This window comes from Mesorhizobium sp. 43Arga (assembly GCF_053714255.1).
In genome coordinates this window covers 43482-67287 of record NZ_JBSKBO010000012.1, presented here as the reverse complement: position 1 = coordinate 67287, position 23806 = coordinate 43482, and the positions used below count along the sequence as shown (strand labels likewise).

20 protein-coding genes are annotated in these 23806 nt (G+C 63.2%); 9 read left to right on the top strand and 11 right to left on the bottom strand.

Annotated elements, in window-relative coordinates; translation table 11 throughout:
• Positions 1-10: 10 nt before the first annotated feature.
• From ACWGS8_RS30535 to ACWGS8_RS30510, 6 genes are all read right to left on the bottom strand, one after another.
• On the bottom strand, positions 11-829 hold the full coding sequence (locus tag ACWGS8_RS30535; RefSeq protein WP_183456425.1) for an ABC transporter permease: 819 nt from the start codon (positions 827-829) through the stop codon (positions 11-13).
• Complete coding sequence (locus tag ACWGS8_RS30530; RefSeq protein ID WP_454584420.1) at positions 826-1791, bottom strand: ABC transporter permease subunit; 966 nt, start codon at positions 1789-1791, stop codon at positions 826-828. Before ACWGS8_RS30530 ends, ACWGS8_RS30535 begins: the two co-directional genes overlap by 4 nt.
• A 9-nt stretch (positions 1792-1800) precedes the next feature.
• Positions 1801-2943: an ABC transporter ATP-binding protein gene (locus ACWGS8_RS30525; RefSeq protein WP_454584419.1), complete on the bottom strand. Its 1143-nt coding sequence runs from the start codon at positions 2941-2943 to the stop codon at positions 1801-1803.
• Between the two features lie 81 nt (positions 2944-3024).
• The gene (locus ACWGS8_RS30520) at positions 3025-4122 is read right to left on the bottom strand and encodes a polyamine ABC transporter substrate-binding protein (RefSeq protein ID WP_454584418.1); all 1098 of its coding nucleotides are present in this window, start codon (positions 4120-4122) and stop codon (positions 3025-3027) included.
• 314 nt (positions 4123-4436) lie between these two features.
• Positions 4437-5390, bottom strand: a complete 954-nt coding sequence (locus ACWGS8_RS30515) for a DMT family transporter (RefSeq protein WP_454584417.1) — start codon at positions 5388-5390, stop codon at positions 4437-4439.
• A gap of 136 nt (positions 5391-5526) precedes the next feature.
• Complete coding sequence (locus tag ACWGS8_RS30510) at positions 5527-6975, bottom strand: helix-turn-helix domain-containing protein (protein WP_454584416.1); 1449 nt, start codon at positions 6973-6975, stop codon at positions 5527-5529.
• A 248-nt stretch (positions 6976-7223) separates the two neighbouring features.
• Between ACWGS8_RS30510 and aceA the strand changes: the two genes are divergently transcribed.
• The 3 genes from aceA (at position 7224) to ACWGS8_RS30495 (ending at position 9498) form a co-directional block, all read left to right on the top strand.
• Positions 7224-8513: an isocitrate lyase gene (aceA, locus tag ACWGS8_RS30505; protein WP_454584415.1), complete on the top strand. Its 1290-nt coding sequence runs from the start codon at positions 7224-7226 to the stop codon at positions 8511-8513.
• Between the two features lie 57 nt (positions 8514-8570).
• Positions 8571-8813: an SMc00767 family acetate metabolism repressor gene (locus ACWGS8_RS30500; protein ID WP_006202762.1), complete on the top strand. Its 243-nt coding sequence runs from the start codon at positions 8571-8573 to the stop codon at positions 8811-8813.
• A 277-nt stretch (positions 8814-9090) separates the two neighbouring features.
• On the top strand, positions 9091-9498 hold the full coding sequence (locus tag ACWGS8_RS30495) for a response regulator (RefSeq protein WP_454584474.1): 408 nt from the start codon (positions 9091-9093) through the stop codon (positions 9496-9498).
• 89 nt (positions 9499-9587) lie between these two features.
• Here ACWGS8_RS30495 and ACWGS8_RS30490 read toward each other — a convergent pair whose 3' ends face one another.
• Positions 9588-10304 carry an HAD family hydrolase gene (locus ACWGS8_RS30490; RefSeq protein ID WP_454584414.1) on the bottom strand — a complete coding sequence of 239 codons (717 nt, stop codon included), beginning with the start codon at positions 10302-10304 and terminating at the stop codon, positions 9588-9590.
• Positions 10305-10447: 143 nt separating this feature from the next.
• Here ACWGS8_RS30490 and ACWGS8_RS30485 point away from each other — a divergent pair, with 143 nt between their 5' ends.
• The 3 genes from ACWGS8_RS30485 (at position 10448) to ACWGS8_RS30475 (ending at position 14537) form a co-directional block, all read left to right on the top strand.
• Positions 10448-11884: a glutamine synthetase family protein gene (locus ACWGS8_RS30485; RefSeq protein WP_454584413.1), complete on the top strand. Its 1437-nt coding sequence runs from the start codon at positions 10448-10450 to the stop codon at positions 11882-11884.
• Positions 11885-12022: 138 nt separating this feature from the next.
• Positions 12023-13309, top strand: coding sequence for an NAD(P)/FAD-dependent oxidoreductase (locus ACWGS8_RS30480; RefSeq protein WP_454584412.1), 1287 nt, complete (start codon positions 12023-12025; stop codon positions 13307-13309).
• Positions 13310-13667: 358 nt separating this feature from the next.
• Positions 13668-14537 (top strand): SH3 domain-containing protein, encoded by an 870-nt coding sequence (locus ACWGS8_RS30475; RefSeq protein ID WP_454584411.1) that lies wholly within the window; start codon positions 13668-13670, stop codon positions 14535-14537.
• A 109-nt stretch (positions 14538-14646) separates the two neighbouring features.
• Here ACWGS8_RS30475 and ACWGS8_RS30470 read toward each other — a convergent pair whose 3' ends face one another.
• On the bottom strand, positions 14647-15393 hold the full coding sequence (locus ACWGS8_RS30470) for an SDR family oxidoreductase (protein ID WP_454584473.1): 747 nt from the start codon (positions 15391-15393) through the stop codon (positions 14647-14649).
• 309 nt (positions 15394-15702) lie between these two features.
• Between ACWGS8_RS30470 and zwf the strand changes: the two genes are divergently transcribed.
• The 3 genes from zwf (at position 15703) to edd (ending at position 19764) form a co-directional block, all read left to right on the top strand.
• Positions 15703-17172, top strand: a complete 1470-nt coding sequence (gene zwf / locus ACWGS8_RS30465; protein ID WP_019860336.1) for a glucose-6-phosphate dehydrogenase — start codon at positions 15703-15705, stop codon at positions 17170-17172.
• Positions 17154-17870 (top strand): 6-phosphogluconolactonase, encoded by a 717-nt coding sequence (gene pgl / locus ACWGS8_RS30460; RefSeq protein WP_454584410.1) that lies wholly within the window; start codon positions 17154-17156, stop codon positions 17868-17870. Before zwf ends, pgl begins: the two co-directional genes overlap by 19 nt.
• Positions 17871-17940: 70 nt before the next feature.
• Positions 17941-19764 carry a phosphogluconate dehydratase gene (gene edd, locus ACWGS8_RS30455; protein ID WP_454584409.1) on the top strand — a complete coding sequence of 608 codons (1824 nt, stop codon included), beginning with the start codon at positions 17941-17943 and terminating at the stop codon, positions 19762-19764.
• 64 nt (positions 19765-19828) lie between these two features.
• Here edd and ACWGS8_RS30450 read toward each other — a convergent pair whose 3' ends face one another.
• From ACWGS8_RS30450 to folD, 3 genes are all read right to left on the bottom strand, one after another.
• A complete protein-coding gene (locus ACWGS8_RS30450; protein WP_454584408.1) occupies positions 19829-21472 on the bottom strand; it encodes a vWA domain-containing protein in 1644 nt (547 codons plus the stop codon).
• Positions 21473-21740: 268 nt separating this feature from the next.
• Entirely contained in the window at positions 21741-22739 is a 999-nt protein-coding gene (locus ACWGS8_RS30445) for a GlxA family transcriptional regulator (RefSeq protein ID WP_032920700.1), read from the bottom strand.
• A 28-nt stretch (positions 22740-22767) separates the two neighbouring features.
• Positions 22768-23667 carry a bifunctional methylenetetrahydrofolate dehydrogenase/methenyltetrahydrofolate cyclohydrolase FolD gene (gene folD, locus ACWGS8_RS30440; RefSeq protein ID WP_454584407.1) on the bottom strand — a complete coding sequence of 300 codons (900 nt, stop codon included), beginning with the start codon at positions 23665-23667 and terminating at the stop codon, positions 22768-22770.
• Positions 23668-23806 lie beyond the last annotated feature (139 nt).

Below are 23806 nucleotides of genomic sequence, written 5' to 3'. Positions count from 1 at the left end.
ACGACCATGCTCAGCCGCGTTGCGCCGCCTGTTCGTCGAGCTGGCGTTGTACCTCACGCCGCTTGTTGGCGATCGAAGCGATGATGACGCCGACCGCGACAACGGCGATCAGGATGGTGCAGGCGGCGTTAATCTCCGGCGTCACGCCGAGACGGACCTGGCTGTAGATCTTCATCGGCAGCGTCGTGGCGCCCGGCCCCGAAGTGAAGGAGGCGATGACCAGATCGTCGAGCGACAGCGTGAAGGCCAGCATCCAGCCGGACACGATCGCCGGCAGGATGACCGGCAGCGTGATCTGGAAAAAGGTCCTAGCCGGCGTTGCGCCGAGATCCATCGCCGCTTCCTCCAGCGACCGGTCAAAGGAGACCAGGCGCGACTGCACGACGACCGCCACGAAGCACATTGTCAGCGTGATGTGGGCGAGCGTCACCGTGAAGAAGCCGCGGTCGAGACCGACGGCAACGAAAAGCAGCAGCAGCGACAGGCCGGTGATCACTTCCGGCATGACGAGCGGCGCGAAGACCATGCCGGAAAACAGCACCCTGCCACGGAACCGCGTGTAGCGCGTCAGGGTGAGTGCCGCCAGCGTGCCGAGCACGGTCGCCACGGTCGCCGAAATGACGCCGACGCGCGCCGTGACCCAGGTGGCGTCCATCAGGCCCTGATTGTGGAACAGCGAGACGTACCATTTGGTCGAGAAACCGCCCCAGACGGTGACGAGCTTGGATTCGTTGAATGAGAAGACGATGAGCAGCACGATCGGCAGGTACAGGAAGGCAAAGCCAAGCACGATCGAGGTGACGTTGAACCGGCTCCAAGTGGCGTTCATTTGCCCTGCTCCTGGGCACGCGCCTGTGCCTGCTGGAAAAGCATGATCGGCACGGTGAGCAGCAAAAGCAGGATGACGGCGACGGCCGACGACACCGGCCAGTCACGGTTGGCGAAGAACTCGTTCCACAACGTCTTGCCGATCATCAGCGTCTGCGAGCCGCCGAGCAGATCGGGGATGACGAACTCACCGACGGCAGGGATGAACACCAGCAGGCAGCCGGCAATGACACCCGGCAATGACAGCGGGAAGGTGATCTTCCAGAAAGCCGATGTCGGCGGGCAGCCGAGATCCTTGGCCGCCTCGATCAGCGAGTAATCCATCTTTTCCAGCGACGAATAGAGCGGCAGCACCATGAACGGCAGGTAGGAATAGACGATGCCGATGAAGATCGCCGTATAGGTGTTGAGGATGACCAGCGGCTGGTTGATGATGTGCAGCGACAAAAGAAGCTGGTTCAGCAGGCCCTCTGGCTTGAGAATGCCGATCCAGGCATAGACGCGGATCAGGAAGGACGTCCAGAACGGCAGGATGACCAGCATCAACAAGGTCGGACGGATGGTCGCCGGCGCGCGTGACATTCCATAGGCGATGGGGTAGCCGACGATCAGCGTCAGAACGGTCGAGATGGCGGCGATGATGACGCTCGTCACATAGGCCTTGAAATAGAGTGCGTCCTGCGTCAGCCAGACATAGTTGTCGAAGTTGAGGTCGCGGAACCCGGCGAAGAAGCCGGAGACGCCGTCGCTGAAGTCGAGCACCGGCGTGTAGGGCGGCATGGCGATCGCCGTCTGCGACAGGGAAATCTTGAAGACGATGACGAAGGGGATGAGGAAGAAAAACAGCAGCCAAAGGTAGGGGACGATGATGACGAGCCGGTTGATGAAACCGGCACCCAGCCGCGTCAGCAAAGGCTTGGCTGTCGATGGCGCGGCGGCATCGGCGACGGCGATGTTGGACATATCGGCCCCCTACCGTGCCAGCACGACGCCGGCATCGGGCCGGAAGGATACCCAGGCGCGGTCGTTCCAGGTCAGCGGATCCTCGGTCACGCGTGCCGCGTTCAAGGCGCTTGCCCGCACGATCTGCCCATCGTCGAGCCTGATGTGGTAGACGGTCATGTCGCCGAGATAGGCGACGTCATAGACCTCGCCTTCCAGCGCGTTGACGGCATCGGCCGGCTTCTTCGACGACACCTTGATCTTCTCCGGCCTGATGGCGAAGACGATATCGGCATTGGACGCGGCCGCCGCACCGCCATTCTCGACGACGATCTGGGCCCCGCTCGGTCCGGTGATGCGGGTGGTGTTGGTCGACCGCTCGGCGACCTTGCCCTCGAACATGTTCACATTGCCGACGAAATGGGCGACGAAGCGCGAGGCCGGGGCTTCGTAGACTTCCGCGGGCGTCGCCACCTGCATCACCTCGCCCTTGTCCATTATGGCGATGCGATCGGCCATGGTCATCGCTTCTTCCTGGTCGTGGGTGACGACCACGAAGGTCAGACCGAGTTCCTGCTGCAGGTCCATCAATTCGAACTGGGTTTCCTCGCGCAGCTTCTTGTCGAGCGCGCCGAGTGGCTCGTCGAGCAGCAGCACTTTCGGCCGCTTGGCGACCGAGCGAGCAAGCGCGACGCGCTGGCGCTGGCCGCCGGAGAGCTGGTGCGGCTTGCGCTTGGCGAACTGCTCGAGCTTGACCAGCTTCAGCATCTCGGCAACGCGCATTTCGATATCGGGCTTGGGCATGCCTTCCTGCTTGAGGCCGAAGGCGATGTTGTTCTCCACTGTCATATGCGGGAACAGCGCATAGGACTGGAACATCATGTTGACCGGCCGGCGGTAGGGCGGAATGCCACGCAGATCCTGGCCGTCGAGCAGGATGCGGCCGGCGGTCGGTTCCTCGAAACCGGCAAGCATCCGCAGAAGCGTCGACTTTCCGCAACCTGAGGCGCCGAGCAAGGCGAAGAACTCGCGCTCGAAGATGGTGAGCGACAGATTGTTGACGGCGGTGAAGTCACCGAACTTCTTGGTGACGTTGTCGAACTGTATGTATGGCTTGGCGTTCGGGTCGTTCCATGGCGCGAAATCCCTGCGGATGCTGCCAAGCGATTTCATATCCCCACTCCGTGCTGTTTCTTGCTTTGTGCCCCAAAATACGCGACCCCGGCAGCTGTCCGCCGAGGTCGCTTCAGATGCTTATTGGCCGGTGACGATCTTGGTCCAGGTGCGCGTGATGACGCGCTGGGTCTTGGGATCGTAAGGAGAGACCGTGTAAAGCTTCTGCAAGATCGCGTCGTCCGGATAGACGGCCGGGTCGCTCAGCAGTGCCTTGTCGACAAACTGCTGCGAGGCCTTGTTGCCGTTGGCGTAGAGCACGGCATTCGACGATTTGGCGATCACTTCCGGCGTCATCATGTAGTTGAGGAATTCATGCGCTTCGGCGACATGCGGCGCATCGGCGGGGATCGCCATCTGGTCGAACCACATCTGAGCGCCTTCCTTAGGCACGGAATAGCCGATCTCCACGCCCTGCTTGGCGTCCTGGGCGCGGTTGCGCGCCTGGAAGACGTCACCCGACCAGCCGACCGCCAGGCAGATGTCGCCATTGGCCAAAGCGTTGATATATTCGGAGGAGTGGAATTTCCTGATGAAGGGACGGACCTTCATCAGGGCTTCCTCGGCCTTGGCGATGTCGTCGGGAGAGGTGCTGTTCGGGTCGAGGCCGACATATTTCAGCGCCGCCGGAATGATGTCGGCCGGCGAATCCAGCACATAGACGCCGCAATCCTTCAGCTTGGCGAGACTTTCGGGATTGAAGAACACATCCCAGCTGTCGATCTTGTCGGTGCCGAGCGCCGCCTTCACCTTCTTGATGTTGTAGCCGATGCCGACCGTGCCCCACATGTAGTTGATCGAATACTCATTACCCGGGTCGTACTTGGCGGTTCGTTGCGAAACCGTGTCCCACATGTTGGAGAGGTTCGGCAGTTTCGACTTGTCGAGCTTCTGGAACACGCCGGCCTGGATCTGGCGGGCGAGGAAATTGCCGCTCGGCACGACGACATCGTAGCCGCTGCCGCCGGCGAGCAATTTGGTTTCCAGGATCTCGTTGGAATCGAACGTATCATAGACGACCTTGATGCCGGTTTTCTTGGTGAAGTCGTCGATGATCGTAGGATCGATATAATCCGACCAGTTGAAGACATTGACGACGCGGTCCTCGGCATGCCCGGCGGGCGTGAACAATGTCAGAAATACCGAGGTCGCCGAAAGCCAGAGCGCTTTGCGGATCATGCTATTCTCCTTTGGTGAGTGTTCCTTCGCCGGCTCGTCGCGACTTGAGCGCGGCCGGGCATTTGTTTCAGACTATTGGGCTTTCCAGGGGACAACAAGCGCCGGCCAAGGCCGCGCAATCGTCCGAGGCTGGAAGGAATCACGGTGCCGTCAGAAGCTTTCGCCGCCGGGCGGACAGAAATACAGAAATATGGTCCGGTCTCGATCTGACCGGCGGGGAGACTTGGCAAGATACGCCTGTCTTGTTGTTGCCGTGGCCCCAGCCTGCCCGGGCGGCAGCGACATTGTCAATGGCAAAGCTTCAGCCGCCCGCATCAATTCGGCGACGGCACCCCGGTGACGCCTGCCCGCTGCGGCCGTGCCTGGCGCTTGAACTCGAGCCCGATATGGAGGATCAGCGCCGTGACCACCACCGCGCCGCCGATGATGGTGCGCCCGGACGGCACCTCGGAATGGATGAGCCAGACCCATATCGGCCCAAGGATCGGCTCGAAGGTGCCGAGCAGTGCGGCGATGGCCGCCGGGATCAGCCGCGCGCCGGTGGCGAAGAACGCAAGACCAATGCCGAGATTGACCACGCCGAAGGCGAAGAGAAAGCCCGTGTCGGCGGCCGACACCGTGAAGGTCGACGCCTGCGAGGCGGCAAAGCCGGCGGCCAGGAGCGTGCCGAGACAGGTCGCCGGCGTCATCCGCACGCTGGCGAACCGCCTTGTAATGACGGTGGCGATCGAGAACATGAACGCGATCAGCAGCGCCAGCCCGTCGCCTATCGGCGAGACGGCGCCATCGAGCGATTCCGACACCATGATGGCGACGCCGGCAATGACGGCGGCGATCGCCATCCAGGTCACGGCACTGACCCGTTCGCGAAACAAGACCCAGGCCAACAGCGCCGCCAGAAGCGGCACACCGGCCTGCATCAAGAGGATGTTGGCGACGGTGGTGTAGGCGAGCGCCACGACGAAGGCGGTAGACGCGATGGCGAAACAGAAACCCACGGCAAGGCCAGGCAGGCCCATGTCGCGAAACGATCTCAGCATGCCGCGCCAGCCGTCACGCCAGGTCATGAACAAGAGCAGGAAGGCGGCGGCCCAGACGGAGCGCCAGAAAATAACCGTCCAGCTGTCGCCGACGGTGATGAAGCGAGCGATGGTGCCGCCGAAACTCCACATCAGCGCCGACAGGAAGACCAGAAGCATGCCGATGCGTTCCTCGCGCGGCGAGGCGGTCGATACAGCGAGGCTTGGCGATGATGCTGCGTCTGTCATGGGCGCGATTGTCGAGCTTTTGTGGACGGAACGATGCGCGAGGGACGACAAAAAACTGCTCTGTTCGCGTAACGCAAAGACTTGGAGAGCGGGTGATCCAGACACCGCCGACGATTGTGGCACCTCTGCTGCCGCGTTACTGAAAATCGAAAGCACTCAGGCCCGTCACCATCTCGTCGAGGCCTAGCGGACGCGTCACTGGCGGTTCGGCCCGCGCCAGGCAGCCGACGCGCTCACAAAGCCGGCAGGCGGGTCCGACCGGCGTCGCCGCGACGGCGCCTTGTCCAGCCCTTGCGCCGACCGTGACGCCGGGCAGCGCCGCGCCGTAGACGATGTCGTCGCGAAAGCCGATATCGCAGCCGAGCAGCAATGCGGTGCGGCGCGGGCGTTCAGCGAACGCGCCCTGCGGCCCCTCCAGCGTGCGGGCGATGCACAGGAACTCGGCGCCGTCAGGCATCTCCACCGCTTCGACGAAAACCTGGCCCGGCTGGGAGAAAGCGGCATGCACGGGCAGCTTGGGGCAACCGCCGCCGAAGCGGCTGTGCGGAAAGCCCTGGCTGCCGGCCCTGCGAAACCGGTTCCCTGCATTGTCGACCTCCAGCATGAAGAACGGCACGCCCGGTGCGCCCTGCCGCTGCAGCATGGTCAGCCGGTTCGCCGCCTGTTCAAAGGAGACGCCGAAGCGCGAGCGCAGAACGTCGATGTCAAAGCGGGCGCGGATGGCGGCCGCATGAAAGGCCTGGTAGGGCATCATCAGCGCGTGCGCAGCATAGCGGCCGAGCTCGAAACGGGCGAGACGGCGGGCCTCGTCGGTGGTCAGCTTGAGCGCCTGGATCTCGCCGGCGACCGCGACCGTCATGCGGATCAGGCAGGCCTCCATCGCCACTTCGCGCAGCTGGTCGAACGGCGACAGGCGTTCGGACAGGAACAGGCGCTGCGAATGGCGGTCGTAGCGACGGCGCCAGTTCGGCATGGCGGCGACCGGCAGCACCTTGACCACGATGCCGTATTCGCGCTTCAGCCAGGCCTTCAGCGCACCGAACAGATCGTCGCCGGGATCGAGCACCGCGGTGAACGCCTCGGCCTCTTCCTCAAGTGCCGTAAAATGGTTCGGCCGCCGCTCGAAGGTCTCATGCACCTCGTCGATCGGCAGGCGGGCGCCGGACAGTGCGGTGGCGCGGCCCTCGCGCGACAGGAGCTCGTTGAGGTCCGACAGTCGCTCGGCCTGCTCGCGATAGGCGCGAAACAGTTTTATCACCGCCGCGGACGCATTGGGCGCCGCCTCGGCAAGTTCGATCAGCTCCTGGTCTCCAGGCAATTCGCCGACCAGCAACGGATCGGTGAACACTTCCTTCAAGGCCGCGACCGACCCTCTCGCCTCGCCCTGCAGCTCATGCGGGTCGACCTTGTAGACGGAGGCCAGCTTGAGGATCAGCTGCACCGTCATCGGCCGCTGGTTGCGCTCGATCAGGTTGAGGTAGGACGGCGAGATGCCAAGCCCCTCGGCCATCGCCGTCTGGGTCAGGCCCTTGGCGTTGCGGATGCGGCGGATGCGCGGCCCGGCGAAAATCTTCTGCTCAGCCATCGACTGCTCTTGACAGGAATTTACATGGCATTCGCGGCAATCCCACTACCGGCCCACTACCGGTGATTTTTACAATTGTGACAAATTTACAGCAACGCTCTGTCAAACACAACACAGATTTTCCCTTATCTGCGATCATATTGCGTGATTTTTCTGGTCAATTTCGCGCCGCAATGTAAATTCAGTCACACCCCGATGCGCCAGAAGATTGGCGTGTGGACAAGCGCAGCAATCCTTTGGAGTGACTCATGACTGATTTTTACAATCTCGTCCCCTCGGCGCCGGAAGGTCGCTTCGACAGGATCGAACGTCCCTATTCGCCGGAGGATGTGAAGCGGCTGCGCGGCTCGGTGCAGATCCGCCAGAGTCTCGCCGAAATGGGTGCCAACCGGCTATGGAAGCTCATCCACGAAGAGGATTTCGTCAATGCGCTCGGCGCCATGTCCGGCAACCAGGCGATGCAGCAGGTGCGCGCCGGACTGAAGGCGATTTATTTGTCGGGCTGGCAGGTCGCGGCGGACGCCAACACGGCTAGCGCGATGTATCCCGACCAATCGCTTTATCCGGCCAATGCCGCGCCGGAGCTGGTCAAGCGCATTAACCGGACGCTGCAGCGTGCCGATCAGATCGAGACCTCCGAGGGCAATGGGCTTTCGGTCGAGACCTGGTTCGCGCCAATCGTCGCCGACGCCGAAGCCGGTTTCGGCGGGCCGCTCAACGCCTTCGAGATCATGAAGGCGTTCATCGAGGCGGGCGCCGCCGGCGTCCATTACGAGGACCAGCTGGCGTCGGAAAAGAAGTGCGGCCATCTCGGCGGCAAGGTGCTGATCCCGACCGCCGCGCATATCCGCAACCTCAACGCCGCGCGCCTGGCCGCAGATGTGATGGGCACGCCGACCCTGGTCGTGGCACGCACCGACGCCGAAGCCGCGAAGCTTCTGACGTCCGACATCGACGAGCGCGACCAGCCCTTCGTCGACTACGACGCCGGGCGCACGGTGGAAGGCTTCTACCAGGTCAGGAACGGCATCGAGCCCTGCATCGCGCGGGCCATCGCCTATGCACCTCACGCGGACCTGATCTGGTGCGAGACCTCGAAGCCGGACCTCGCACAGGCCAGGAAATTCGCCGAGGGCGTGCGCAGGCACCATCCGGGCAAGCTGCTCGCGTACAATTGCTCGCCTTCGTTCAACTGGAAGAAGAATCTCGACGACGCGACGATCGCCAAATTCCAGAAGGAACTCGGCGCCATGGGCTACAAGTTCCAGTTCATCACACTCGCCGGCTTCCACCAGCTCAACTACGGCATGTTCGAACTGGCGCGTGGCTACAAGGAACGGCAGATGGCGGCCTATTCCGAGTTGCAGGAGGCCGAATTCGCAGCGGAGGCCAATGGCTACACCGCGACCAAGCATCAGCGCGAGGTCGGCACCGGCTATTTCGACGCCGTGTCGATGGCAATCACCGGCGGCAAGTCGTCGACCACCGCCATGCATGAATCGACCGAGCACGCACAGTTCAGGCCGGCCGCCGAATAGCGGATCGGAAAACACCGAGGAAACGCCCGACAGGGCTTCAGGCACAGGAGAAGACCAATGGCATCGATAAGCCGCGTCAAGGAACGGGCGGAAGAACAATCGACCACGATGAGCGTCGACCAGCAGGCGACGATCCGCATGCTGGCCAACGATCTGCACAGGCTCAACCAGTCGGTGATGAAGGCGGTCGAGGCGGGCGTCTCGGTGGAGTTGGTGCGCTCGGCGCGGCACCATGGCGGCGACGGCAATTGGGGCGACCTGCTGATCCCGGTGATCGTCACACAGCAGAGCCATGGCTGACCGGAAATCGTTGCAACCGACCCTTCACCTGCGCAGTGTATGCGCAGGTGAATTTTATTTTTATGCAACCAATCCGTGGACAGGGCAGTACAGTACTGTTGCTTGACTCCACTGTCGCGGGAGGCGTTTTCGGAAGGTTTTTATTTCAACTTGACATGGAGTGCGATCTCACGCCAATTGTCGCCCAGATTCAACTCTGCATTGAAATGGGGGCGAGCTTCTTGGACGACTTGGGTGCCCAGTGAGTAACAAGGGCGAGACCGCAAAACATCCGAATCTGGTGACCCAGGATTCAAGCACCGAGACGATACGCAGTCCCTCGCAAGTGCTTGTTGTCGGGAAATCGCCGATCAATCGCGTGGTGGTGTCGAAGATCGTCGAGCGATCCGGGCTCAAGCCAATCTCGGAATCGCCCGACATGGCGGCAAAGACCTTGCGAACACTGGTGCCCGGCGTGATTGTGCTGGATGGCGGCGCGGACAACAAGGACTGCGACACCCTGATGTCCGGTATCGAAACGCTGCGACGGGCTTCGGGCAAATCCTTTCCACCCGTGATCCTGCTTTCGACCCAAACCGGTACGCCGGAGAGCCTGGGCCTGTCGAACGTGATTGACGTCGTCGTCGCCAAGCCGATCACGCCCGAGCGGCTGCAACCGGTGATCGATCGCCTGATAAGCCGCTAAGCGCATTAGCTGACGCGCCTTAGGTCCCTTTTTGATGCGTGCCGCTCTCCCAAAACCGAGGTCACTTTTGGGCGACACGCAAAGCGCGCTTAACTCCCTCTGGTGATGTCTTGCACCAGTTCGGGCAATTGCCCGAGGTCGGATATCTGGCGGAACCGTGGCTCGGCGAGCGGCGCCTCGACATGCTCGAGCACCCAGGTCAGTTCGTGCGGCACATGGACGCCCCAGCCGCCGGCCTCGATGGCCGGCACTACGTCCGACTTCAGCGAATTGCCGACCATCATGCTCTTTGCGGGGCCATCGCCGTGGCGGCTGAAAAGGCGGGAATAGGTCGCGGCATTCTTGTCACTGACGATCTCGACCGCGTCGAACAGGTCGCCGAGGCCGGATCCGGCCAGCTTGCGCTCCTGATCGAAAAGGTCGCCCTTGGTGATCAGCACGAGGCGGTATGCGCCGGCAAGTTTCTCCACCGTCTCGCGCACATGCGGCAAGACCTCGATCGGGTGGCTCAGCATCTCACGGCCGGCCTCGAGTATCTCCGCTATGACCGAAGCCGGCACACGCCCGTCGGTGACCTCGATCGCCGTCTCGATCATCGATAGCGTAAACCCTTTGATGCCGAAGCCATAGACGGCAAGGTTGCGCCGTTCGGCCGCGAGCAATCGCGCCGAAATCTGTCCCTCCTCGCCATGATCGGCAAGCATGACGGCGAAACGCTTCTCAGTCATCCGGAAGAACTGTTCGTTCTGCCAAAGCGTGTCGTCGGCGTCGAAGCCGATGGTCGTCAGGTCGTTGTTGTTTCGCATCGATGCCTTCCGGATGGGAGCCGTCCGAACCCTAAGCCGGCCGACGTGATTTTCAACCGGAACGAGGAATGCCGGCAGAAGCTCCCCTTTCCTTCCACAGTGGGGCACGGCTATACTCCGAAATCCGCAACCCAATCTGGTGAATGATGCCGCCTGCAAAAAAGGAAGTCCGTCCGTCGAGCCGCGGAGGACGAGCGCGTACGCCTGCCTTCGTGAAAAACCTGCGCGGTGTGAAGAACTGGAAGGAAGTCAGCGACTGGCTGGAATGGCGCGGTATCGAGGACATCGAATGCATCACGCCTGATCAGGCGGGCGTGGCACGCGGCAAGATGATGCCGTCGAAGAAATTCACCTCCAACACCTCGCTGGCGCTGCCTTCGGCCGTCTTCATGACGACGATTTCCGGCGGCTATCCCGAAGACGGCAACGGCTTCCACTATCCGGAAGACGACGGCGACCTCAAGCTGATGCCGGACCTGTCGACGCTGACAGTGGTCCCCTGGGAAGAAGACCCGACGGCCGCCGTCATCTGCGACCTCGTCCACCAGGACGGTCGCTCGGTCGAATTCACGCCACGCAATGTGTTGAGGCGCGTGCTTGCCGCCTATGACAAGCGCGGGCTGAAGCCGGTCGTGGCGCCCGAAATCGAATTCTACCTGGTGCGCAAGAATCCGGACCCGGACTATCCGCTCACCCCGCCCGTCGGTCGCTCGGGCCGCGCAATCGGCGGCGGCGCCGGCTATTCGATCGCCGGCGTCAACGAGTTCGACGAACTGATCGACGACATCTATCATTTCTCCGAAAGCCAGGGCCTGGAGATCGACACGCTCATCCATGAAGAGGGTGCCGGCCAGCTCGAGATCAATCTGCGCCACGGCGACCCGATCGAGCTCGCCGACCAGGTGTTCATGTTCAAGCGCACCATCCGCGAAGCCGCCCTCAAGCACGAGATCTACGCCACCTTCATGGCCAAGCCGATCCAGGGCCAGCCGGGTTCGGCCATGCATATCCACCAGTCGATCATCGACAAGAAGACCGGCAAGAACATCTTCTCGGCCGAGGACGGCTCGGAGACCGAGGAGTTCTTCCATTTCATCGGCGGCATGCAGCAACACGTGCCGAACGCGCTGGTGATGTTCGCGCCCTATGTCAATTCCTACCGCCGGCTGACACAGGCGGCCTCGGCACCGGTCAACAACAAATGGGGTTATGACAACCGCACCACGGCGTTCCGCGTGCCGCGTTCGGATCCGGCGGCGCGGCGTGTCGAAAACCGCATCCCGTCCTCCGATGCCAATCCCTACCTGGCGCTGGCGGCTTCGCTTGCCTGCGGGCTGATCGGCATCACCAGGAAGATCAAGGCCGAGCCGCCGGTGCTGACGACCGCCAATGCGGACGAGATCGACCTGCCGCGCAGCCTGCTCGAAGCCGTCGACCTGTTCGAGGGCGACGATGAACTCGGCGCGCTGCTGGGCAAATCCTTCGCCGCCACCTATGCGGCGATCAAGCGGGCGGAATTCGAGACGTTCATGGAAGTGATCAGTCCGTGGGAGCGGGAGTACCTTCTGCTCAACGTATGAGCGGCGGCTTCGGCGCGTGAATGGTGAATAGTGAATGGTGAGTAGTTTCATACTGGATGGATGAGCGCAGACGCCGCGCTTTCCCGCAGCCACCCACCGTCCACCCTGTTCACCATTCATTGGATTCACTGTCGTTCCATGCCCTATCAGTCTCCGATTTCTCCCGGCCGCTCGTGGTATGAAGACACGGCGGGACCTAGACCAGAATATCCGGCACTCGATGGCGACCGGAGTTGCGACGTCGTCATCATCGGTGGGGGCTTTACCGGTCTGTCGGCCGCAACGCATCTCGCCAAGGCAGGAACCAATGTCGTCTTGATCGAAGCCTATCGCTTCGGTGACGGCGCATCTGGCCGCAATGGCGGCCAGCTCGGCACCGGCCAGCGCGCCTGGGCAGAAGATCTGGAGGCCGAATACGGTCTGTCGCGCGCGAAGGCGCTGTTCGATCTCGCCGAGGAGGCGAAGGCGCATCTCATCGAATTCGCCGCCGCCAACCAGATCGATATCGACTACATGCCGGGCCAGCTCTCGGTGGCGCACAAGCCGCGCTATGTCGACGACTACAAGGCGCATGCCGAGATCATGGCCGGTCGTTTCTCCTATCCGCACATCTCCTTCATGGATGCGAAGGAGACGGCGGAGCGGCTCGGCTCGACCGCCTATTTCGGCGGCACGCGCGACACAGGCACCGGCCATATCCATCCGATGAAGCTGGTGATCGGCACGGCGCGGGTGGCGGCGCAGGCCGGCGCGCAGCTGTTTGAAAAAACGTCATCGACCGGCATCGTTTCCGCTGGCGGCAAGGTCAGGGTTTCCACGCCAAGAGGTACCGTGACGGCGCAGAAATGCCTGATCGCGGTCAACGCCTATGGCGGCACGCTCGAACCGGTGAGTGCCGCACACATTATGCCGATCGGCTCCTTCATCGGTGCGACCGTGCCTTTGGGGGCGGATTCGAAAGTGCTGCCCGGCGGCGAGTCCGTCGATGATTCCCGCTTCGTGGTGCGCTACTTCCGCAAATCGAGGGATGGCCGGCTGTTGTTCGGCGGACGCGAGGTCTATGGCGTCAACGACCCGAAGGACATCCACATCCACATTCGCCGCCAGATCGTGGAGCTCTATCCGGCGCTGAAAGATGTCGAGATCACCCATGGCTGGGGAGGCTATGTCGGCATCACCGTGCCGAGGAAACCGTTCGTGCGCGAGGTGATGCCAAATGTGATCTCGGCCGGCGGCTATTCCGGCCACGGTGTCATGCTGTCGAACTTCTTCGGCAAGCTCTATGCCGAGACCGTTGTCGGCAATCGCGACCGGCTGAAACTGATCGAGGATTTGAAAATTCCGCCATTTCCCGGCGGCCGCCGTTTCCGCACGCCGCTGCTTTTCCTGGCGCTCAACTGGTTCGCGCTGCGCGACCGGATCTAGTGCATATCAGCCAAAAGTGCGCCCCGGTCAGGGGAAGCGACATAGGCCTGAAGGGCGTCGCATGGATCCATTCCGACGCGACGCGCCTCGTGCTGGATCCGATCGCTATCACGACCTCATGTAATATTGTAATATTCATTGCCCTTGCGACACGTTGCGGAAATGCCGGCAAAGGCGCAGAATCCATTACAATGGCGTACTGCTGCCACAATCGGGGGCGAAGGGTTCGCGCTTCTGGGCGACTATTCGGGGATTGCTGCGGGCTCGCCCGTGTTGATTTTTGGGACCGATGCCGATCAGACGCCGGACTTCCGGCAACGATCGAAAGAACACCGGCCCGCTTATGGAGGTGGTGAGAGTGAGAGAGCCCTTCAGTTTCGGTGCTCCGGAACGTCGGCGCTTTGCCATGCAGTTTGGATACGACATGCGGCCGTCCTTCTGGCAGGAAGTCCGTTCGAACTCGCATCTGGTGATTGCCGCGGTCGGCACCGCCGCGCTGCTTGGCGTGGCCGCGGTGGCGCTCTGGCTGGCATTGCCGACGAGCGAGCGGCAAGCAGCCGCCAGCCAAGGGCAGAGCATTCCGGCCATTCCGGTGAAAACGACGAAGATCGTCCCGGCCGGAACCACGGTGGCCGCAGCGACCGTGCCGCAGCCCGCCCGCAAGTCCGACCAGGTTTCACCGACCGTCGCGGCGGCGAAAGCAAACATACAAGCGCTTGCCGCCAATAACCCCCGTTGGACCGAAGCACAGCCGAAGACCGCTTCGGCGGCACCCGATCAAGCGGCTGCCCCCAGCCAGGTGGCCAATCAGGCTGAGCCGGCGCCGGACAAGCCGGCTGTCGCGGCGGCATTCGCGCAATCGGCGACCAATACCGATGCCGCCAGCGAACTTGCCAAGGTTGCCGCGCCCGCACCAGCGGCAAGCAGCAATCCGGATGGCGCGAAGACCGCCGCCATCCCTGAAGTGCAGCCACAAGCGCCCGAACAGCAGCCGACGGCGAGTGATGATGGCAGCAAGGCCAAGCCACGCAAAGTGGCGGCGGCCGGCAATGGGCGCATCCTGAGGCCGGTGACGATGCGCAGCGGCCCGAAGAAGAACGCAGCCGCCATCGGCACCGTGCCGGCAAGGACCTCGGTGCAGGTGATGAACTGCAAGCAATGGTGCCAGATCGTCTATAACGGCAAGACCGGCTGGGTCTACAAGAGCTACATCAAGACCGGTGGCTGATGACCGACGCATTTGCGGCTGGGGCCAGGCTCGCCGCACGTTGCCGGTACCAGTCAAATCGAAGTCGCAGGCACGGTCGAACCGCCCTGCGTCACAATGACGATGCGCTTCAAATGCAGCGGCCGCCATCGACCTCCAGCGCCACGCCGGTGATGAAGGCGGCTTCGTCCGACGCCAGCCAGAGTGCGGCATTGGCAATGTCGAGCGGCGTCGAAAGCCGGCCGAGCGGGATCGAGGCGCGGAAAGTCTCGCGAATCTGAGGCGTGTCGGCGCCCATGAATTTCTCCAGCATGCCGGTTTCGCCGGCGACCGGGCAGAGGCAGTTGACGCGGATGTTCTTCGGCGCGAGTTCCACCGCCATCGATTTGGTGGCGGTGATCGCCCAACCTTTCGAGGCATTGTACCAGGTGAGGCCGGGCCGTGGTCTGAGGCCAGCGGTGGAGGCCGTGGTCAGGATGACGCCACCGCCTTGCCGCTCCATGATCGGCACCACGGCAAGGGCCGCGTGATAGATCGCCTTCATGTTGACAGCGGTGATCAGGTCGAAGGTTTCCTCGTCGACCTTGAGCATATCGCCGTTGCGGTGGGTGTAACCGGCATTGTTGACCATGATGTCGATGCGGCCGAAGGCGCTTTCGGCGGCATAGACCATCTCGTCGAATTCGGAGCGCAGCGAGACATCGGTCTGCGTCCAGATCGCCGTCTCGCCGATCTCGCCGGCGACGCGCTCCGCCCCCTTGGCATTGAGATCGGCGACAACGACCCTGGCCCCCTCCTGCGCGAAGCGCTTGGCCATGCCTTCGCCGAAGCCTGAAGCCGCGCCGGTGATGATGGCGACCTTGTTTTCCAGACGCATGCCTTGTCCGCTCATCGATGTCTTCCTGGAATCAATTAGGCGACTGACCGGCGCGGCCCATGCCGCGACAGACAAGGCGCCATTTCTCCCTTAGCTTTCGTCACATTCACGTTCTATGCTGCAACTGCGAAAGCTTCCGGAGTCTTCGTTCACCGACAAGCCTCCGGCAAGCGCCAGTGTCAAGCGCACATGTGGATCCAATCAATATCCAGCGATTGGTCCTCGATGTGACACCATGGCACTGGAAAATTTAAATCGATTAGAATATATCAGCCGCGTACTCGCGACCGGCGTCAGAGCGGACAGACCATGACCAGCCAGATCATTCCCGTCGATCCTTTCGACTTCATCATTTTCGGCGGCACCGGCGACCTGTCGGAACGCAAGCTTCTGCCGTCACTCTATTATCGCCAGCGCGACCACCAATTCTCCGAGCCGACGCGCATTATCGGCACATCGCGCTCGAAAATGAGCGACGAGGAATTCCGGGCCTTCGCCAGCCAGGCGATCTCCGACCATGTCAAGCCGGCCGATATCGACGCCAAGGAATTGAAGACCTTCCTGGCCCGGCTCTCCTATGTCTCCGCCGATGCGACGAGCGGCGCCGGCTTCGACAAGTTGAAGAAGGCGATCGGCGAGAGCGAGAGCATCCGCGCCTTCTATCTCGCCGTTGCGCCGGCGCTGTTCGGCGATATCTCGCACAAGCTCAAAGAGCACAAGCTGATCACGCCGAACTCGCGCATCGTGCTGGAGAAGCCGATCGGCCGCGACCTTGCCTCGGCGCAGGCGCTCAACGATCTGGTCGGCGACGACTTCCACGAAAGCCAGATCTTCCGCATCGACCACTATCTCGGCAAGGAGACGGTGCAGAACCTGATGGCGCTGCGCTTTGCCAATGCGCTCTATGAGCCGCTGTGGAACTCCGCCCATATCGACCACGTACAGATCACGGTCGCCGAGACCGTCGGCCTGGAAGACCGCGTCACCTATTACGACAAGGCCGGCGCGCTGCGCGACATGGTGCAGAACCACATGCTGCAGCTGCTCTGCCTCGTCGCCATGGAGGCGCCGTCGTCAATGGACGCCGACGCCGTGCGCGACGAGAAGCTCAAGGTGCTGCGGGCGCTGAAGCGCATCAATGGCAACGAGGCGCCGAAGCACACAGTGCGCGGCCAGTATCGCGCCGGCGCCTCTGCCGGCGGACCGGTGAAGGGCTATGTCGAGGAGCTCGGCAAGGACAGCAACACCGAAACCTTCGTCGCCATCAAAGCCGAGATCGGCACCTGGCGCTGGGCTGGCGTTCCGTTCTACCTCAGGACCGGCAAACGGCTGGCGACCCGGGTTTCGGAAATCGTCATCGAGTTCAAGCCGATCCCGCATTCGATCTTCGGCGACAGCGCCGGGCCGATCTTCGCCAACCAGTTGGTCATCCGGCTGCAGCCCGACGAGGGCGTCAAGCAGTTCATCATGATCAAGGATCCGGGCCCAGGCGGAATGCGGCTGCGCCAGATCTCGCTCGACATGAGCTTCGCGCAGTCCTTCGACGGTCGCGCGCCCGACGCCTATGAACGGCTGATCATGGACGTCATCCGCGGCAACCAGACGCTGTTCATGCGCCGCGACGAGGTCGAGGCGGCGTGGAAATGGATCGACCCGATCCAGAATGCCTGGGAAGGCGCCAAGCAGGAAGCACAAGGCTATACGGCAGGCACATGGGGGCCGTCGGCCTCGATAGCGCTGATCGAACGCGACGGGCGGACATGGCACGAGAGCAATTGAACGGCGCCAGCTACAACTGGAACGCTTTCCCCGACCGTCCGCACCTGGCCGCGGCGCTGGCCGGTCGCGTCGCCGATCGCCTGGAGAAGGCGATCGCCGAGCGCGGCACGGCCGTGCTGGCGGTCTCCGGCGGCACGACGCCGGCAAAATTCTTCGCCGCCCTCTCGGCGATGCCGATCGCCTGGGACAAGGTGATCGTGACGCTGGTCGACGAGCGTTTCGTGCCCGCCTCCTCGCCGCGCTCCAATGCCGGGCTGGTGGCCGCCAATCTCTTGCAGAACGCCGCCAAAGCGGCGCGCTTCGTGCCGCTCTACCATGAGGCATCGGGCATCGAGGACGCAGCGGCATCGGACGATGCCGCACTGCGCTCCCTGCCGTGGCCGCTCGATGTCGTGGTGCTCGGCATGGGGCCGGACGGCCACACCGCCTCGTTCTTTCCCGATGCCGACGATCTGGCCAAGCTGCTCGACCCGGCCTCGGACAGGATCATCCTGCCGGTTCATGCAGCCAGTGCGGGCGAGCCGCGGCTGACCCTGACGCTGGCGCGCATCATCGACGCCGGCTTCATCGCGCTGCACATAGAGGGCGAGGACAAGCGCACCGCCTTCGACGGCGCGGTCGCGCCCGGGCCGCGAAAGCCGATCCGCGCCGTGCTCGACGCCGCGCCCAGGCCCGTAGAGGTTTTCTGGGCGCCCTGATTTTAGATTTAGTGGTCCCGGCAACGGCGGGAGGATGTTTCCGGGACCTCGCCTGAAAGGACCGACCGCCATGACCGCAAGACGCGACATCGAAGCCATCACGGAGCGCATCCGCCAACGTTCGAAGGTGGGCCGCGAACGTTATCTCGGCCGTATCGCCGAAGCGTCGAACCAGACCGCCAACCGGTCGGTGCTGTCCTGCGGCAACCTCGCCCACGGCTTTGCGGTGTGCAGCCCCTCGGAAAAGTTGGCGCTCGGCGCCGACAAGGTGCCCAATCTCGGCATCATCACCTCCTACAACGACATGCTTTCGGCGCATCAGCCCTTCGAAACCTTCCCTGCCCTGATCAAGGTGGCCGCGCGCGAGGCCGGCGGCATCGCCCAGGTGGCCGGCGGCGTGCCGGCGATGTGCGACGGCGTCACGCAGGGCCAGCCCGGCATGGAATTGTCGCTGTTCTCGCGCGACGTGATCGCCATGTCGGCGGCGGTCGGCCTGTCGCACAACATGTTCGACGCCGCCGTCTTTCTCGGCGTCTGCGACAAGATCGTGCCGGGACTGGTGATCGCGGCGCTGACCTTCGGCCATCTGCCGGCGGTATTCATCCCGGCCGGACCGATGACCACCGGCCTGCCCAACGACGAAAAGGCCAAGGTCCGCCAGCTCTATGCCGAGGGCAAAGCGGGACGCGCCGAACTGCTGGAAGCCGAATCCAAATCCTACCATGGGCCAGGCACCTGCACCTTCTACGGCACGGCGAACTCCAACCAGATGCTGATGGAGATCATGGGCCTGCACACGCCCGGCGCCTCCTTCGTCAATCCCGGCACGCCGTTGCGTGATGCGCTGACCCGCGAGGCGACGAAGCGGGCACTCGCCATCACCGCGCTCGGCAATGCCTATACGCCGGTCGGGCGGATGATCGACGAGCGTTCGATCGTCAACGGCGTCGTCGGCCTGCATGCCACCGGCGGCTCGACCAACCACACCATCCACCTCATCGCCATGGCGGCAGCGGCCGGCATCGCACTGACCTGGCAGGATATTTCCGACCTGTCGGAAGCGGTGCCTCTGCTGGCGCGGGTCTACCCGAACGGGCTTGCCGACGTGAACCATTTCCATGCCGCCGGCGGGCTCGGCTTCCTGATCCGCGAACTGCTCGACGAAGGCCTGCTGCACGAGGATGTGCAGACGGTGTGGGGCGAAGGCCTGCGACCCTACGCGGTCGAGGCAAAGCTCGGCGCCGATGGCTCGGTGGTGCGCGAGGCCTCGCCGCGTGTTAGCGGCGACGAAAAGGTGCTGGCGCCGTTCAACAAGGCGTTCCAGCCGACAGGCGGCCTGAAGGTGCTGGCGGGCAATCTCGGCCATGCCGTTATCAAGACGTCCGCCGTCAAGCCGGAACGGCGCATCATCGAGGCGCCGGCCAAGGTGTTCGACAGCCAGCAGGGCCTGAATGACGCGTTCAAGGCCGGCACCCTCACCGGCGATTTCATCGCCGTCATTCGCTTCCAGGGACCGAAGGCCAATGGCATGCCGGAACTGCACAAGCTGACCACCGTGCTCGGCATCCTGCAGGACCGCGGGCAGCGCGTCGCGCTGGTGACAGACGGGCGCATGTCGGGCGCTTCCGGCAAGGTGCCGGCGGCGATCCATGTAACACCGGAAGCCGTCGAGGACGGACCGATCGCCCGGCTCCATGACGGTGACATCATCCGCCTCGACGCCGATGCCGGCACGCTGGAGGTGCTGGTTCCGGGAACCGAGTTCGCGCTGCGCCGCACCGCTGAAGCCGACCTCATCGGCAACGAGTTCGGCTTCGGCCGCGAGCTTTTCGCCGGCTTCCGGCAGCTGGTGGGCCGTGCCGACCATGGCGCCAGCGCCTTCGGAACGGCGTGACATTCCTGACTTCCAAATGAAAAGGGCGGCCTTGAGCCGCCCTTTTTGCTTGGCCTGCCGGATGCTATTCGACCTTGAGTTCACTCCGCTCGCCAGCCTTGACCGTGAAGGGCGTCTCCTTGTCGGCCTTGTCGGCAGTGAAATTGGTCACGAGCACGTAGTCGCCCGCCGCCAGCGTGGTCTGCATCTTTTCTCCATAGGCGTAGGTCACCTGCTTGCGTTCGCCCTGGATGTTCTTCTTGGCCTCGTAGATCTTGAAGCCATCCGCGCCTGGCGCGTCGACGGCCAGGACGCCCGCGTTCAACGTCACATTGACCTCGGTCATCTGCCCGACCGTCACGCTGAAAGGCTGTTCCGTGGACACGGCCTGCACATCGACCCCGATTACATAGTCGCCCGGAGGCAGATCGAACTGGCTGTCGGGCCCGTAGGCGTAAGTCACCTGATCGCGGCTGCCGTCGAGCTTCTTGGTGGCCTTGTACACCTTCCAACCCACATCGGTTTCGGCCTTCTCGCCGCCCTGGGTGTAGAAGGCGTTGGCCTTGGCCTTGCCGACACCGACGATCATGTCCTTGTCGACTACCTGGCCGGCGGCAAGCTGCATGGTCTCGCTTGCCTCGCCGGCTCCCAGCTTCACCGTGACCTTGGTCTCGCCGGCCGGAACGACGAACTTGACCTCGCCATAGTTGCTGTCCGATGTGCCGCCGGGATAGGCAATGCTGATCTGCGCATTGCGGTCGACATCGGCCCCAGGCGCGGGCCGCGCATGGATGGATATCTCCGCGGCGTTCAGATTGAGCGACACCTCCGTCGCCTTGTCGGCCGCCAGCGAGACCTTCTGCTCGGCCTTGGCTGCGCCGCTGGTGGCAACGACGATGTAGTTGCCAGCGGGAACGTGGAACTTGATAGAGTTGTAACCGTAGTTGACATTGTCTCCACCGACACCCTTTGCATCGTCCTTGAAGACTTCATAGTAGACGTCGATCTTCGGCACCTCGCCGCCCTCTTTCAAGAACGCTTGCGGGATGAGGTTGTAATCGACCTCGGCTGCTTTCGGCGCAGGCGCGGGCGCGGGTGCCGGCGCCGGCGCAGCGACGGTTTCGACCAGGGCTTCCTGCAGCGCCTTCTCGTCCGAGGCCTGGATGTACTTGCCGCCGGTGTTTTCGGCCAGGCATGCGATCTGCTTGCCCTCGTCGGCGGTCAGACCGAAGCCGACGACGTCGGCGGTGAAATCGACGCCGGATGCCTTGAGTTCCTTGCCCAATGCACAGGGATCGCCGCCACAGGTCTCGAGCCCGTCGGTGATGAGGACGACGGTTGCCTTGTCCTCGGTGTATTTCAGCGCTTCGGCCGCCTGCTTGACGGCTGCCGTCAACGGCGTCTTGCCAAGGAATTTCAGACTGTCGGCGGCGTCCGTGATGGCGCTTGCCGAGCCTGCCTGAGGCGGCACGATCAGCTGAATGTCCTCGCAGCTGCCTTTCTCGCGATGGCCATAGGCCATGAAGCCGATCTCATCGTCGGCGGGAACGGATTGAAGCACGGTCCTCAGAGATTCCCTGGCGATTTCGAGCTTGGGCTTGCCGTCGATCTGCGCCCACATCGAGCCGGAAGCGTCGAGAATGATGATGACCTTGTTTGCGGCAAAGCCGAACGTCGTCATCGACAAAAGGAGGATCGCCGCAGCGATGCTCCGTGAAAGTCCCACCATCAAAATCTCCTGAGTAGCCGCCCCGCCTGCAGCCCAAAGCTATTTGAGCGCGTGTCGGGACACAAGCCCGGACGCAGCGATGTGGCTCAGGCGCCAACCGGCGGAGCAGGCCCGAAGCCCTCGTGCTCGACGATGGCGCGGTATCGGGCATCGGACCGCAATCCCTTGAAGCGAGGCTCGATGCGGATGCCCAGCATATCGTCCTCCCTTGCGCCGCATCGCCTCTTCGAGGTAGCGGGGTGAGGGGAAGGACTGGCTCCCACGCGGGCTAGTAGGTGGTGCGGCGCTCTTCCGAGGGCGGACGGCCAAACTGCAGCCGGTAGCTCTGGGCGAAATAGGAATGCGAGGTGAAGCCCGTCGCGATCGCTACATCAAGGATCGGCATGTTGGTCTGGCGCAGCAACTCGCGCGCCCGCTCCAGCCGCAGCCGCATGTAATAGCGGCCCGGCGTGACATTGAGGTGGCGCAGGAAAAGACGCTCCACCTGACGCACGGAAAGACCGGCCGATTTGGCGAGTTGCACCGCCGATAGCGGCTCGTCGAGATGGTCGGCCATCAGTTCGACGATGCGCCTAAGCTTCTCCGACTTGCCGGTCAGGTCGCGCTCCGGCCCGACGCGCTGGCGGTCCCCGGCCGAGCGGATGCGCTCGTGCTGGAACTGGTTGGCGACGCCATTGGCGAGGTTCGAGCCGAAGTCGCCGCGCACGATTTCCAGCATCAGGTCGATCGAGGTCGTACCGCCGGCGCAGGTGTAGCGCTTGCGATCGATCTCGAAGACATTGCCGGTGCAGTTGATGTCGGGGAAGCGCTCCATGAAGCCGGCGCGGTTTTCCCAATGGATGGTGCAGCGGTAACCGTCGAGCTGGCCGGCCTCGGCCAGCAAATAGGACCCGACCGACAGCGCGCCAAGCGCGTTGCCGCGCCGGCCCCAGCTGCGCAGGGCCGCAAGAACCTTGCTCTTGCCGGGAAATTCCGTCGTCAGGCCGACCGAAACGAAAAGGATGTCGACCGGCGGCAGGTCGGCGACGGCATAGTCGATCTTGAGCGGCAGGCCGTTGGACGCCATCACCGGGTCGCCATCGGCGGACACAGTGGTCCAGCCATAGAAATCACGGCCGAGCAGACGGTTCGCCGACCGGAACGTGTCGATCGCCGCGGCCAGCGAGAACATGGAAAACTTGTCGACCAGCAGGAAAGCGAACTGCCGGCCACCTTGAACGGGATCAGTCGTGACCGGCCGTTCCGGGGAAATGGTAGGGTTGGGCAAAACTGGCGCTTTCAGGGTCAACCCAGGCTCAGAAGGAGGGCCGCTTCAAGCCGGCCGCAAGGTAGCCAGAAGCTAACGTATTGGCCATCAGCATGGCAATGGTCATCGGCCCGACACCGCCGGGCACCGGCGTGATGGCCCCGGCTTGCCTGGCCGCCTCGGCATAGGCTACGTCACCGACGAGGCGCGACTTGCCCTCGCCCTTCTCGGGCGCGGGAATGCGGTTGATGCCGACATCGATGACGGTGGCGCCCGGCTTCACCCAATCCCCCTTGATCATTTCCGGCCGGCCGACGGCCGCGACCAGAATGTCGGCCGTGCGGGCAAGCGCCGGCAGATCCTTGGTGCGGCTGTGGGCAATGGTGACGGTGCAGTTGGCGGCGAGCAGCAGATTGGCCATCGGCTTGCCGACGATGTTGGAGCGGCCGACGACGACGGCGTTCAGGCCGGACAGGTCCTTGCCGCGCACGCGCTCGATCAGAAGCATCGAGCCGGCCGGCGTGCAGGGAACGAAGGCCGTGTCCAGCTCGCCTGTGCCGAGCTTGCCGACATTGATGAAATGGAAGCCGTCGACATCCTTCTGCGGCGCGATCGCCTGGATGATCTTGCCGGCGTCGATGTGGGCGGGCAGCGGCAACTGCACCAGGATGCCGTTGATGGCCGGATCGGCATTGAGATCGCTGATGATCTTGAGCAACGCCTCCTCGGAGGTCTCGGCCGGCAGCGTGTGCTGGAGCGAATGAAAGCCGCATTCCTTGGCGGTGCGCGACTTGGAAGCGACATAGACTTGGCTGGCCGGATCCTCGCCAACGATGACCACGGCCAGACCGGGCTTGGCGTTGCCCTTGGCGACAAGCTCGGCGGTCAACGCCTTGACCGTCCGCACCACATCCCCGGCAACGCTCTTTCCGTCAATCACTTCGGCCATGAACCATCCTCAACCCTGTTTCGCCCAACGCCGCTTTCGAGAACGCAATGTCCGGGCGCCGGCAACATGCAGCGCGGCATTGTCACGAAAATTCCGGCGCGCAATCCCGTCAAAGCGCCGTCCCATGCCGTTTACGCGA